Raw genomic sequence first — 13,184 nt, forward strand, 5'->3', positions numbered from 1 at the left:
TCTTTTTATTATTTTTATAACTATCAGATGTAATCATTTAAAATAATGATGTTTGCGTATCATCATCCTCAGCACTTTTCTTTTTCTTTTGTAGTGCTCTTTCTAAGGCTTTTTTAGCTTTATCTTCTTTAGTTTCTTCAAATTCTTTAGTACTTGATTCTTCTACTTCTAAAGGTAAAATATCTTCCGCTATTTCTTCTTCTTCATTTACCTCTATATCTTCAACTTTTTCTTCTTCAGGTTCTTCATATGGCAACGAATCTAGTAAGTTAACGGTTCTTATTTTTTCTGTTGTTAACTGATTTCCTAAAGCTTTGATTCCTTTTACTGCTATAAATTCTTCAAAATTTACCTCAATACTTTCTAAAGATCGTTTAGAAAACACTACTTCTGCCATAGGACGATAATCAGTAGTTATGATTTCTAATTTTGATTTTTCATGCTCAGATATAAATAGTTCCTCTTTGTCAGGAGATTCTATTAAGAAACGCTTTACAAAGTAACGTTCTTTATTTCCGTCAAAATAGATTGCTGAAATAGGTTTTTTAGGCTTCCATTTTTCCAAAACAATCATATCATCATCAAAGTGCATTGCTAAATCAGGAGTTACCGCCTTTATTTTTCCGTTTTGAGTTGCTATAAGGATTTTATCTTCTGCTTTAAATTCTCCCAATAACTCTCCTCTTTCATCAACATTTAAACGCTGAACAGTATCATCAAACCAAATTTTACGAGGTTTTAAGGTTGAAACACCTGCTGATTTAAACTCTATTTTTTTAATAGCATATTTTGTAACCTGATTTCCTCTGGCTGTTCTGCTTTTTATAGCTAAATCTGCAAAATCTATATCCCATTTTAATTTTTTTATACTTCCAACAGCGCGTAACAATATAGTTACTACTTCTGCTTCTCCATTAGGGTTTGCTGAAAAGTATAATATTTTTGATCCTTTACTACCATTAGTTAAGTCATATTCTTTGTCTCTTGTAGTACCGGTTACGGTAAAACGCTTCATATAGCTGGCTCCTTTAGCACCATCTCTGTATATCATATTATATACAGTGCGTTTATCTTTTTTCTTAAACACGGCTACATGAATAACGCCCTTACCCACAAAGGTTTTAGCTGCTACTTTAGTTACCAACATGCTACCATCTTCTTTAAAAACAATAACATCATCAATATCTGCACAATCAGAGATATACTCATCTTTTTTTAGCGAGGTTCCTATAAAACCTTCTTCTCTATTTACATAGAGCTTGGCATTACGCATTACAACTTTAGTGGCAACTATATCATCAAAAATTCTGATTTCTGTTTTTCTTTCTTTTCCTTTACCGTATTTTTCTTTTAACTCTTTAAAATAATCAATAGCAAAATCAATTAAATGATCTAAATGATGTTTTACTTCTGTTATTTTTTCTTCTAAACTTTCAATAAATAATTTAGCTTTATCTATATCAAACTTAGAAATTCTTTTAATTCTGATTTCTGTCAGTCTAACAATATCTTCTTCAGTAACTTCTCTTCTTAAATGCTCTGTATGTGGTTTTAACCCTTTGTCAATGGCTTCTATAACACCTTCCCATGTTTCTTGTTCTTCAATATCACGGTAAATTCTGTTTTCAATAAAAATTCGTTCTAAAGAAGCAAAATGCCATTGTTCTTCTAGTTCATGTAACTGTATTTCCAGTTCTTTTTTTAACAAATCAACCGTAAATTCTGTTGATTTCTTAAGCACTTCCGTTACTCCCAAAAAAACAGGTTTATTATTTTCAATAATACATCCTAATGGTGAAATTGAATTTTCACAACTGGTAAATGCGTATAATGCATCTATGGTTTTATCAGGAGAAACATTAGGTGGTAGGTGTATTACTATTTCTACTTCAGCAGCAGTATTATCTTCAATACGTTTTATTTTAATAGTTCCTTTTTCGTTTGCTTTTAAAATACTTTCAATTAAAGTAGTAGTGGTAGTTCCAAAAGGAATTTCTGTAATTACCAACGTTTTTTTATCAAATTGAGAAATTTTAGCTCTTACTCTAACTCTTCCTCCTCTTTTTCCATCATTATATCCTGTAAAATCAGCTATTCCTCCTGTTAAAAAATCGGGTAAAATAGTAAAGCTTTTTCCTCTTAAATATTTTATAGAAGCATCTATAAGTTCATTAAAATTATGAGGTAATATTTTAGTTGACAATCCTACTGCAATCCCTTCTGCTCCTTGCGCAAGTAACAATGGAAACTTTACCGGTAAATTAATCGGTTCTTTTTTTCTACCGTCATATGATAATTGCCATTCCGTAGTTTTAGGATTGAAAACAACATCTAAGGCAAATTTTGACAAACGTGCTTCAATATAACGCGATGCTGCTGCTCGGTCTCCGGTAAAAATATTCCCCCAGTTTCCTTGCATATCAATCAGCAATTCTTTTTGCCCCATTTGTACCATAGCATCTGCAATAGAAGCATCTCCATGCGGGTGATACTGCATGGTATGCCCTACAATATTAGCTACCTTATTATAACGTCCATCATCTAAATCTTTCATAGAATGCATAATACGCCTTTGTACCGGTTTAAAACCATCTTCAATAGACGGCACAGCACGTTCTAATATTACATAAGAAGCATAATCCAAAAACCATTCTTTGTACATACCTGTAACCTTGGTAATGGTTTCTGTATTTTCTGTAGAAGGATTTAATTCTTCGTCGTGTTCGTAATTATTATTTTCTTCGCTCATAATTTAAGGTTAGGTATATTTTAAGGGATTAATCTCCTCCACATCCGCCACAGCTACTACATGAACTACATGAGCTGCAAGAGCTACATGAACTGCAACCGTCAGATGAACCGAAATTGTTACTAAAAAAAGAGTCTTTTTTTTCAAGTAAACTATTGCTTGTTAACAAGGTAATTAACCCTGCATATAAAATAATATTTTCATTATTGACAACATTATCTAAATAGCTGTCTTTTATAATATTGTTATTCTCTTTTATGTAATTTTTAAAGATGTTCTTTCTCTTCTTAAAATAAACGTTATAAAGATATACTCCAACTAATATAGTAGATACAATAACAAAAATCATCAAATTACCGGTTGGTTTGTTTCTCATTGATCCAAGAACTAACCTTGATATGATAAATGAATAAAACAAAAAGAGTGCTCCTCCAACAACTAAATTACTTTTAACAAACTCATTTGTTTTTTCGATTTTGGCATTTACAAGTTCGCTTAATCTTTCAAGTTTTACAAACAGAGGTTTGGTAATTAAAGTCGATATAAATTCTGTAATATCTGCTGTGTTATTATCTTTTAAAGAGTTTACTATTACTCTATCAATTATATTAGTACTTGTAAACTGTTCATCCAATACTTTCAACTCATTTTTATTACTTTCAGAAACATCTATTACAGCATTTTTGAAGTACTTATCGAGCTTATAAAAAATCAAACTCTTTATATTTCTCTCTGATATTACTATCATTTCCTCATTAGTAAACTTCTGATAATATGACTCCTTAGAAATTCTCTTTTTAAGTTGTTTAAACATTGAATTTGTAAAAAATTCAATCACTAATAAAGACACTACTAAAAATGCAAAAGCTATATAGAAAAATAACGGATTTCCAATTTTTAGCAATATAGGTCTCCATATAAAAAACATCGGAATACATAAGATAATACCAAGAGAAAAAAACTTTGAAAAATCTAAGTCAAAATATTTTTTTTTCTCTGATTCTATATTGATTGATTGCTCAAAAGACTTTACTGTCCAAATTATTTCGTTCTTATCTCCAAAATATTCTTTATACTTTTCTTTCGTATAATCTACAGCTACCAACAACAATTCTTTTTGTTCTTTTTTTCCTGTAGATGGTATGTGCTTAATATTTTTGCCTAAAACATTACAAAATTTAGAATACGATTCTGAAAACGTTAAATGTAAATGCCATACTATATCAATAATATGAGAAGGAGAAACCATTTGATCACATACGGTTGCCAAAAACATGAACTTTTTATATTCCTCAACAGCATCGTTAGTAAATTGTTCAGACCAATTATTTTCATATGATAATTTTACAAGAAATCCATACTCTTCATCATGGCTTTCAAACTCAAAATCATCTATATTCTTCCAAAGATTCTCCTCTTCAAATGTCATTAAATGCTCAATTTTTTATGGTTTCTCTTCCAATAAATCTAACTCAACCTTTAAGTTACCGATAATAAACTTTTGTCTGTCCGGTGTATTTTTTCCCATATAAAACTCTAACATTTGTTCTATAGACATTTCTTTATCTAACATTACAGGATCTAAACGAATATCATCTCCTATAAAATGTACAAACTCGTTAGGAGAAATTTCTCCTAATCCTTTAAATCGGGTTATTTCCGGTTTTCCTTTTAGTTTATGTATCGCTTGTTGTTTTTCTTCTTCTGAATAACAGTATATGGTTTCTTTTTTATTACGAACTCTAAATAATGGCGTTTCTAAAATATATAAATGTCCTTCTTTTATAATTTCAGGAAAAAACTGTAAAAAGAACGTGATTAATAACAAGCGAATATGCATTCCGTCAACATCGGCATCGGTAGCTATTACAATATTATTGTAACGTAATCCTTCCATACCGTCTTCTATGTTTAAAGCTGCTTGTAATAAGTTAAACTCTTCATTTTCATATACTATCTTTTTAGACAGTCCGTAGGAGTTTAAAGGTTTTCCTTTTAAACTGAATACTGCTTGTGTATTTACATTTCTAGACTTTGTTATAGAACCACTTGCAGAGTCTCCCTCCGTTATAAATAAAGTAGTATCTAAATATCCTTCTTTTTTAGTCTCATCAAAATGAATACGGCAATCACGTAATTTTTTGTTATGTACACTGGCTTTTTTAGCTCTTTCTCTTGCTAATTTTCTAATTCCGGAAAGTTCTTTTCGTTCTTTTTCAGCTTGTAATATTTTTCTGAGTAATTGGTCTGCTACTACCGTATTTTTGTGCAGATAATTATCTAATTTATTTTTTACAAAATCATTAATATATGTTCTTACGGTAGGTAATTCTCCTCCCATTTCTGTAGAACCTAATTTAGTTTTTGTTTGACTTTCAAAAACCGGTTCCATTACTTTTACAGAAATAGCTCCTATGATAGATTTTCTTACATCAGAGGCTTCAAAATTTTTATTGTAAAATTCTCTGACTGTTTTTACCACCGCTTCTCTAAATGCAGCTAAGTGAGTACCTCCTTGCGTAGTATTTTGCCCGTTTACAAACGAGTAATATTCTTCAGAATATTGAGTTTTACTATGTGTCATAGCTATTTCAATATCGTCTCCTCGTAAGTGGATTATCGGATACAACATATCATCTAAGTTGTTGTTATCCTCTAATAAATCTTTTAAGCCGTTTTCTGAATAAAATTTTTCTCCGTTAAAAACTATGGTTAACCCAGGATTTAAGTACACATAGTTTTTAAGTAACTTAATTATGTATTCCGGACGGTATTTATAGTTTTTAAAAATACTTTCATCAGCAATAAACGAAACTTTAGTTCCTTTTCTTCTCGAAGTTTCTTCTAAAAAATCTTGCCCTATTAACTCTCCTTTTTCAAATTCAGCCGATGCTGATTTACCGTCACGTGTTGATTCTACTTTAAAATAGGTAGATAAAGCGTTTACGGCTTTAGTACCTACTCCGTTTAATCCTACCGATTTTTTAAAGGCTTTAGAATCATATTTTCCTCCGGTATTCATTTTAGACACTACGTCAACCACTTTCCCTAAAGGAATTCCACGCCCAAAATCACGAACGCTAACTTTATTTCCTTGTACAGAAACTTCAATAGTTTTTCCTCCTCCCATGACAAACTCATCTATTGAGTTGTCTAATACTTCTTTTACAAGTATATATATACCATCATCAGGTGATGAACCATCTCCCAATTTTCCTATATACATCCCCGGACGCATCCTAATATGTTCTTTCCAGTCGAGCGATCGTATATTATCTTCGGTATATTGTGTTTCCTGAGCCATAAAAAATATTGAAATTCTTGAATGAACCGCTAATATAATATATACGTTTATTTTTTAACGAATTCAAAGGCATAAAGTAATTAACAAACAAGCGTCAATGTTGTTAAGAACACATTGACGCTTGCTACTTTTAACTTAAAAATTTGTATAGCAATATTTTACCTTATTCTGACCAATAGCTTAAGGTTACAATAATATAACCGTCTTGTTGCACTAAATCTGACGACAAGGTTACTACTTTACTACCGGTACCATCAAAGTACCCGTCAAATCCATCAAAACGATAGGTTGCTTCCGGCAACGCTAAAAACTCATTAATAGGATCTCCTTGTCTTTCTTGAGTATAGTAATGCTGATTTGTTGCTACATTTGTAGCTGCATAACCATGAATTGTATCTGCAGAAACAGGGGCTCCTGTTCTTTCATCAACAAGTTGAATTCTTACTTTAAAAATTTCAGGAACAGCTTTTAAATTTGTTGCTTCAATTTGCATATCTTCTGTAAAGCCTATTATAGCATTTAAGCTATTTCTTAATAAAGTATTTAACCTTGTTACCTCTTCATTGTTTTGGCTATTAATTGCAGTAACAAGTGCTTGCGAATTGTTATTAATTTGATAACTCGCACTTTGAATTTCCTGACCTAAGTCTTCAACATTGGCTACATCAATACTTGGGTTTAACGATTCTGCTTCGTATACTGCACTATAAGCTTTATTAGTATACTCTTCAATTGTTTGTAGCTCTTGTTTTATTTGAAGCAAAAAAGCTTCTGTATTAGGTGTTGGATCATTCATTACTAAATAATCTACTACTAATGTTTTTACCGTAGTTTTAGCTTGTTCTGCTGTATTTTTTATTGTTTCTGCAGAAGAAATAACATTGTCTAATGCTGTTTCTGTTGTTTGTTGAGCTGCTACTTGAAAGCTTGAAAATACTGTCATGGCTAATACAAGTAACGTTTGGGTAGTTTTTTTCATTTGTTTTATTTTTGGTTAAACTACCGTAAATCTCTCCCTTTTTTACTTAGTTATTCTTAATGTATGTTTATAATTATGTTATAAAAAGGTTTATGAATTTTCGTTTTTTTTAACCTAAATTTAATGAAAGTCCGTTTGTTTATTAGTAAAAAACTTTTTTTAAATCAATCCAAAATCTTTGGTTATTGCTACTAATTGTGTTGGGTTGTTAGCATTAAAGTTTTCTTTTAAAATTTTTAATCTTTTTTCTACAGAACTAATACTACAGGGTTTTACTTTTTGCTCTTTAAATTCTTTACTTATTTCTCTCTGATCTAAACCGTTGGCTAAGTATTTTAATAGCGAAACATCATAATCTGTAATTTCAAAAGTTTCTTTTGTGCGCAATGTATGTGCTAACTTTGAAGTAATAAAAAAACTTCCGTTATACACTAATGAAATTGCTTTTTTCAGTTCTTTTTGTCCATGAATTGATTTCCATACATACGCATTTACCTTAAGTATTTTACATAAATGCTGTATCCTATATGGTTTATCTTCTATAGAAAAAACAATTGTTTTTAAAGAAGGTTGAAGTTCTTTTGCTTCTTTAATTAATTCTTCTCCTGAATGCAATCGTTGAGGATTGGGGTTTTCAACAAAAGATAAATCACTAATTAATAAGTCAAAAGGTTCATTATTTAACCAAGCTTTTTTTAATTTTAAAAAAGCTTCATCACAATATTGAGCATATTCTATTACCGGAATTTGCAAGCCTTCTAACGCTATTTTTATTCCGCTTGACATATAATCTGTATCTTCCGCTATTAACACTTTTTTAAACATAATTACTTTTTAAATTGAAACATAACTTGAAACCCTTTTTGAGCTTCTGAATCAAAAGTAACAGAACCTCCAATCGATTTTATACGGGTTTCCATATTTTGCAATCCGTTTTTTAATTTTAGTGTGTTAATTCCTATCCCGTTATCTTTATAGGTGACGTGTACAGTTCCTTTTTCTATTGAAAAAGAAATAACCACTAAACTGGCATTACTGTACTTTTTCATATTTATTAATAGCTCTTGAAATACTCTGTATATTACTATTTGCTTATCTCTTGAAAATTTATTCAAATCTATTTCAGAAATTCCTTTACTCATAATCCTACATTCATCTGTAGAAAAATCGGCTAATAATTGTTTAAAGAAACTTTCAAACTCTAATCCGGTAAGCACCGGACTATTTTCATGAGAGATATTACGTGTTTGTAAATAAATTTTTTCTAAGCTTTTTAAAAGTGAGTCATCAATACTTTCATTTTGTTGTACTTTATTCATAGCTAAATAAACATCGTTTGCAAGTTCGTCATGTATTTTTTTTGCCAAACGGGTTTCTGTTTTATACACTTCTACCATTTTTTCTTTCTTTGTTTTCTCTCTCTTATAGAAAAAATAAATTAGAAAACTTACAAAAGAAATTCCTACCAAAAAAATCAACTGTTGTTGTTGTCTCTTCTGCTGTTCTAATAATAACTTTTTTCTAGCTAACTCTATTTTTACTGCCGCTAAAGCATTTTCAACTAAAAGTCTTTTTTTCGCCTCTTCTTCATTACTGTATATAGTAGTAGCAAACTGATTCCTTTTTTTATCAGAATTATCAAACACACTATCTCTTAAAAAACTTCTTTCTAAGCTTAACTTTTTTAGATTGGATGAGGGTTCTAAGGCCAAAATTTTGTCTATGGCAAATATTTTATCATTGGGTCTGCTATATTTAACAGCCAAGTCATACATTAAATATGCATAATGTTTGGCTTTTTGTTTATTTCCTTTTTCCTCATAAAAATAGTTTAGATAAGAATAATTTGTAAACAATCCCGGAATGTCTTTTTCTTCTTTTTTAAGTTTCTGCCCTTCTAAAAAATCTGCCTCAGTAACTTGCTCTCCTTTTAATAATTTTGCATACGCATAATTGTCTAGAACCTTTCCTTTTAATCCCTTAGGTATACTATCAAAATATGAGTCTAGTTTTATACTGTCATATATCTGTATAGCTTTACTATAACTTTCACTCGATATTAAATTATTGGCTATGTTATTTTTATAACGAATTATTTTTACAGGGTCTTTAACATTTTTTAGTGCTAGGTTAAACCAACGTACAGCCTCTTTATAATTCTTTTCTAAGTTAGCATTAATCCCCAATGTATTATACATGGATACAGCTATATCAAATTTATCTTTATTACTTCCTAAAAGTCTTAATGCTTGAACAATTGTTGAATCACTCCTATAATACAACTCATTTTCAGATTCTAATTTTCCTAAACTATACATTCTTTTTACAACTTTCAATGTATCTTTAAGTTGTAAGGATAAGTCCTTTGATCTGGATATGTATTTATATGCGCTATCTAACTGACTTATATCATTATACTTATACCCAATTAAATAATATTCTTTTGCTAGTTTCCGTTTGTCTTTTATTGTTTTAATTTCATCTTTTATAAGTTCTATTTCTTTTAAATATTCAATAGTTTTTTCATCTTGTGCACAGGTAAAAGTATACTGTGATAAAAAAAACAATAGGAGGATTACTTTTAATGTTTTCATCCTCCTAAAATATTAAATTCTACAGGTAATAAAAAATCAATTTCCTCCTGAGGTAGTTACATCGTCTTCAGGCTCCGGATCCGGGTCATGGTCGTTTCCTCCGCCATTAGAACCTCCCGTAGTATCTCCATCTGTACTCAAGATTTCTTGTTGTGCCTGTGGTTGCTCTTGTTGATTCGTATCTTCTGATAAATCAGTGCAAGAAGTTATAAGCCCGGTAACAAACAACAAGGCTAAAAAAACTATTTTTTTCATTTTCCTTCATTTAAAATTTTGAGCATTAACATTCCTTTCCAAGCATTTTTGCTCAGTTTTTCAATGCTTGAAAAGCTTAAAATTTTAAAAGAGGCGCGCTTCTCTTTTATGGGAAGTGAAGACTTAAATTCAGCAATTTTTAATAGCTTCCCTTTCTAAAAAAAATGCTGAATTAAAATCTTTTGTGTTTGAATAAACCGAGTTTTTTGTTTTGTTTTCGATTAATTCTACCACAAACATATTACTGGTAACAAGCACTTTATGGAAAATTCATAGAAAAGAATTGGAAAAGATTTTCCATTTTACGGATATCCCTTAAGTTGCTCTTTACCCCCTATTTACTTTTGGCCAAATCAATAAGTAAAACCTACTCTCATGACAAAAGAATTACTAGAACAACTTTATTCAAAACTTAAAAATGAAACTGAAAATGACAGAAAAAACAAAACCGGTTGTTTTGACTTTTTTGAAGAAAAAGTTTTATCGGAACAACGGTATAACAAGTACAAAAACGTAAGTGTTACCTCTAAAACCATGAAGAATTATTATGAAAAACACGTAGAAGGTAGAAATAACAAGTCTAACGAACCTTGTAGTGATTTAAAAAATTTAATAGCTGAATATTTAGGCTATAAGAGTTATTTGGACTTTTGTTATCAAATGGAACAAAAATCCAGAACCAATACCCCTCTTATTGAAAACTCCAAAAAAAAAATCATTAACATGGCTTTTTGCTTTTATTGTTTTTTTGATTATTTATTTTTACCATCCTTATAATGTAATTACATGTTTTGAATGCAGAAAAATATATCCTGATAAAAAGATTACCAATACTGCTATTTTTCAGATGAATATTAATTTCTTTAAAAAAACAGAAACTACTAATTGTATTTCTCCTTCATCTGATAAAACTTCTGTACCTACCAAAGTTTTCAATGAAAAAAATCAACTACTTGCTACTGAAAACAATAAATTGTTACCTAACAAATCTCAGTCAAAAGATTTAATAGAAAAGTAAACTAATTAACTGATATATACTTGTTGATTAATTTTTTAATTGAGTTAGTAAAAAATGCTAAAAAGGTATATTTCTATATATAAAATAACCAGGATAATTTGTAAATCATCCTGGTTATTAACCTATTTAAAAAATTACGTTGATATACCTAAAAATAATAGTTTTTTAAATAATTTACTTTTTTAATTCTAGGTAATATTAACTACTTACTCTTTATTAGATTACCTTTCATTTTTTAAGCTTTTGTAAATGGTTTCTCTTATTTCTTTTGCTGAAATAAACCAGCCTCCGTATTCTTCTTTATACTCTTGAGTAATACTTTCATCATTAGAAACTTCTTCCAGCGTTTTTTGTTCTTTTATAGCTTTACTTACTCTTTCTCTTAATGTTTCAAGCATTTTTAAGTAAGTTTTTAACTCTTGTTTATTCGATAAATTTCTGTGTCCCGGAATAATTACAGTATCATTATTAATTAATAGTAACACTTTTTTTGCCGATTCTATATAACCATTAATACTTCCTCCGTTGTTAAGGTCAATAAACGGAAACTTCCCTTGAAAATAGGTATCGCCCATATGAATTACGTTACTTGTCATAAAGTAAACATGGCTATCACCATCTGTATGTGCGTTGTGGGTATGTGATACCAAAATGTCTTCACCGTTTAAATGAAACATCATATCTTTTGAAAAGGTAATTACCGGTAATTGTTCTTCAGGAGATTTTGGTACTTTTCTTCCTCCTCTGGCAGTTTGATCGTGTTGCATACGTTTGCGTACATTTTCGTGTGAAAAAATAGTAGCTCCGTTATTTTTAAAATTACCATTTCCTCCGGTATGATCTCCGTGCCAATGAGTGTTTACCAATAGTTTTATAGGCTTATCTGTTATTTTTCTAATAGCTTCTGTTATTTTTTCTGATACTTGTTTAAACTGGCTGTCAATCATAAACACCTCATCATCTGATACAAATATGCCTATATTTCCTCCCATGCCTTCTAACATATATAGGTTATCTGCTACTTTATGAGTTTTTATTTCTATTTCTTTTTTTTGTGAAAATAACGCTTGGCTACTAACCAAGACCATAAATAAAGTTATTGTATTTCTTACAGTTGTTTTCATGTGTGAAATTGGGTTTTATAAAATGGACTCCACATTTATTATTTAGACTAATTAAATATTACATTTGCACTTGTACTTTATAGTTATGATGAAAAAAAAGATAAATTTATTATTTCATACGGTTATTCACGAAATTAGTTCCATAAATAATTGTGGTATTGTTATTAAAAATTATCAATTAGATCCTACTTATGGTAATGGTTCTTTAATTAGCTATAGTTTTGACGGGCTTTATGTTGAATACTTTCAGGCAACTCTTTATAATAATTATGTTTTTTCTGATAGTTGTAACGTACATACTCTTGAATTGTCGTATTTATTAAGTGGTGAAAAAACGGTTTGTTGTACAGATACTAATGAAGAGTTTATACAGCAAGAGCAAGAAGCGCTTTTATTTTTTTCAAACGGTAACAGTACTAAAACTACCTATTTTAAAGAAGTGGTTGTAAAAGAAATACGGTTTAAGATGTTTTATGAATTTATTAAAAAACATCAATTAAGCACCTTGGTTACTTTGTTGCAAAGAGGCAACCATCATTCTCAGCAGTGTATTTTTTCTTCGGCAGCTTTTTGCCATAAAACACAGTGTGTAATTAGTGAAATTCTTTCTGATAATCGAACAGGCTTTTTAAAGCGTTTATTTTTAGAAGCTAAAACCTTAGAGTTGGTTTCACTACTCCATCAGTCTGAACAAAAAAGTGCTACCTCAGAAAGTGTGGTAAAAAAATTATACACTGTGCAAAAAATAATTTGTGCTAACCTAAACGAACAATTTTCTACAAAGCAATTAGCCAGAAAAGTCTTGTTAAATGATACGGTATTAAAAAAGGAGTATAAGCGTATTTTTAATACTTCTATTTCTGAATATTCATTGCAGGTAAGAATGAAAAAGGCTAAGGAGTTGTTATCACTTACCAGCAAACCTATTTATGAAATTTCTGATTTGGTAGGCTATAAAAATCCAACTCATTTTTCTGCTGCCTTTAAAAAACAAGAAAATTTAACTCCTAAACAGTTTAGGAATACAGTTGATCCGTCGTGTTAAACGGTCATTTTTATTTTATTGTATTTGTTATACGTCATAAAGTTTAGGGGCATATTTGAACCTTTTTTTATATACATTTTTAACTCCTTATGATATTTTTAAAAAAAGATGCTTAC

At 29.8% G+C, this 13,184-nt stretch carries 11 protein-coding genes; 3 read left to right on the forward strand and 8 right to left on the reverse strand.

What is annotated here, in order from left to right; translation table 11 throughout:
- Positions 1 to 37 precede the first annotated feature (37 nt).
- The 7 genes from ACQY1Q_RS01080 to ACQY1Q_RS01110 all read right to left on the reverse strand — a co-directional run bounded on the left by ACQY1Q_RS01080 (position 38) and on the right by ACQY1Q_RS01110 (position 9,881).
- On the reverse strand, positions 38 to 2,749 hold the full coding sequence (locus ACQY1Q_RS01080) for a DNA gyrase/topoisomerase IV subunit A (protein ID WP_431003426.1): 2,712 nt from the start codon (positions 2,747 to 2,749) through the stop codon (positions 38 to 40).
- 28 nt (positions 2,750 to 2,777) lie between these two features.
- Complete coding sequence (locus tag ACQY1Q_RS01085) at positions 2,778 to 4,178, reverse strand: glycine-rich domain-containing protein (protein ID WP_431003427.1); 1,401 nt, start codon at positions 4,176 to 4,178, stop codon at positions 2,778 to 2,780.
- A 15-nt stretch (positions 4,179 to 4,193) separates the two neighbouring features.
- Positions 4,194 to 6,053, reverse strand: coding sequence for a DNA topoisomerase IV subunit B (locus ACQY1Q_RS01090; RefSeq protein WP_431003428.1), 1,860 nt, complete (start codon positions 6,051 to 6,053; stop codon positions 4,194 to 4,196).
- 163 nt (positions 6,054 to 6,216) lie between these two features.
- The gene (locus ACQY1Q_RS01095; protein ID WP_431003429.1) at positions 6,217 to 7,032 is read right to left on the reverse strand and encodes a hypothetical protein; all 816 of its coding nucleotides are present in this window, start codon (positions 7,030 to 7,032) and stop codon (positions 6,217 to 6,219) included.
- A gap of 159 nt (positions 7,033 to 7,191) precedes the next feature.
- The gene (locus tag ACQY1Q_RS01100; RefSeq protein ID WP_431003430.1) at positions 7,192 to 7,857 is read right to left on the reverse strand and encodes a response regulator; all 666 of its coding nucleotides are present in this window, start codon (positions 7,855 to 7,857) and stop codon (positions 7,192 to 7,194) included.
- A gap of 2 nt (positions 7,858 to 7,859) precedes the next feature.
- Positions 7,860 to 9,626 carry a sensor histidine kinase gene (locus tag ACQY1Q_RS01105; RefSeq protein ID WP_431003431.1) on the reverse strand — a complete coding sequence of 589 codons (1,767 nt, stop codon included), beginning with the start codon at positions 9,624 to 9,626 and terminating at the stop codon, positions 7,860 to 7,862.
- Between the two features lie 36 nt (positions 9,627 to 9,662).
- On the reverse strand, positions 9,663 to 9,881 hold the full coding sequence (locus ACQY1Q_RS01110) for a hypothetical protein (protein WP_431003432.1): 219 nt from the start codon (positions 9,879 to 9,881) through the stop codon (positions 9,663 to 9,665).
- Positions 9,882 to 10,256: 375 nt separating this feature from the next.
- Between ACQY1Q_RS01110 and ACQY1Q_RS01115 the strand changes: the two genes are divergently transcribed.
- Together ACQY1Q_RS01115 and ACQY1Q_RS01120 are read left to right on the forward strand one after the other, a co-directional pair.
- Positions 10,257 to 10,658: a hypothetical protein gene (locus ACQY1Q_RS01115; protein ID WP_431003433.1), complete on the forward strand. Its 402-nt coding sequence runs from the start codon at positions 10,257 to 10,259 to the stop codon at positions 10,656 to 10,658.
- Positions 10,659 to 10,728: 70 nt separating this feature from the next.
- The gene (locus ACQY1Q_RS01120; RefSeq protein WP_431003434.1) at positions 10,729 to 10,899 is read left to right on the forward strand and encodes a hypothetical protein; all 171 of its coding nucleotides are present in this window, start codon (positions 10,729 to 10,731) and stop codon (positions 10,897 to 10,899) included.
- 221 nt (positions 10,900 to 11,120) lie between these two features.
- On the opposite strand, the gene ACQY1Q_RS01125 is transcribed toward ACQY1Q_RS01120, so the two are convergent.
- The gene (locus ACQY1Q_RS01125; protein WP_431003435.1) at positions 11,121 to 12,023 is read right to left on the reverse strand and encodes an MBL fold metallo-hydrolase; all 903 of its coding nucleotides are present in this window, start codon (positions 12,021 to 12,023) and stop codon (positions 11,121 to 11,123) included.
- 85 nt (positions 12,024 to 12,108) lie between these two features.
- On the opposite strand from ACQY1Q_RS01125, the gene ACQY1Q_RS01130 reads away from it, so the two are divergent.
- Entirely contained in the window at positions 12,109 to 13,068 is a 960-nt protein-coding gene (locus tag ACQY1Q_RS01130) for a helix-turn-helix domain-containing protein (RefSeq protein ID WP_431003436.1), read from the forward strand.
- Positions 13,069 to 13,184: the final 116 nt, after the last annotated feature.

It is taken from the genome of Tenacibaculum sp. TC6, from assembly GCF_050606265.1.
In the GTDB taxonomy this organism is placed as follows: domain Bacteria; phylum Bacteroidota; class Bacteroidia; order Flavobacteriales; family Flavobacteriaceae; genus Polaribacter.

Coding starts and splice junctions, on each gene's coding strand:
- ACQY1Q_RS01080 (WP_431003426.1), bottom strand. CDS start 2,749: ATGAGCGAAGAAAATAATAATTACGAACACGACGAAGAATTAAATCCT.
- ACQY1Q_RS01085 (WP_431003427.1), bottom strand. CDS start 4,178: ATGACATTTGAAGAGGAGAATCTTTGGAAGAATATAGATGATTTTGAG.
- ACQY1Q_RS01090 (WP_431003428.1), bottom strand. CDS start 6,053: ATGGCTCAGGAAACACAATATACCGAAGATAATATACGATCGCTCGAC.
- ACQY1Q_RS01095 (WP_431003429.1), bottom strand. CDS start 7,032: ATGAAAAAAACTACCCAAACGTTACTTGTATTAGCCATGACAGTATTT.
- ACQY1Q_RS01100 (WP_431003430.1), bottom strand. CDS start 7,857: ATGTTTAAAAAAGTGTTAATAGCGGAAGATACAGATTATATGTCAAGC.
- ACQY1Q_RS01105 (WP_431003431.1), bottom strand. CDS start 9,626: ATGAAAACATTAAAAGTAATCCTCCTATTGTTTTTTTTATCACAGTAT.
- ACQY1Q_RS01110 (WP_431003432.1), bottom strand. CDS start 9,881: ATGAAAAAAATAGTTTTTTTAGCCTTGTTGTTTGTTACCGGGCTTATA.
- ACQY1Q_RS01115 (WP_431003433.1), top strand. CDS start 10,257: ATGACAAAAGAATTACTAGAACAACTTTATTCAAAACTTAAAAATGAA.
- ACQY1Q_RS01120 (WP_431003434.1), top strand. CDS start 10,729: ATGAATATTAATTTCTTTAAAAAAACAGAAACTACTAATTGTATTTCT.
- ACQY1Q_RS01125 (WP_431003435.1), bottom strand. CDS start 12,023: ATGAAAACAACTGTAAGAAATACAATAACTTTATTTATGGTCTTGGTT.
- ACQY1Q_RS01130 (WP_431003436.1), top strand. CDS start 12,109: ATGATGAAAAAAAAGATAAATTTATTATTTCATACGGTTATTCACGAA.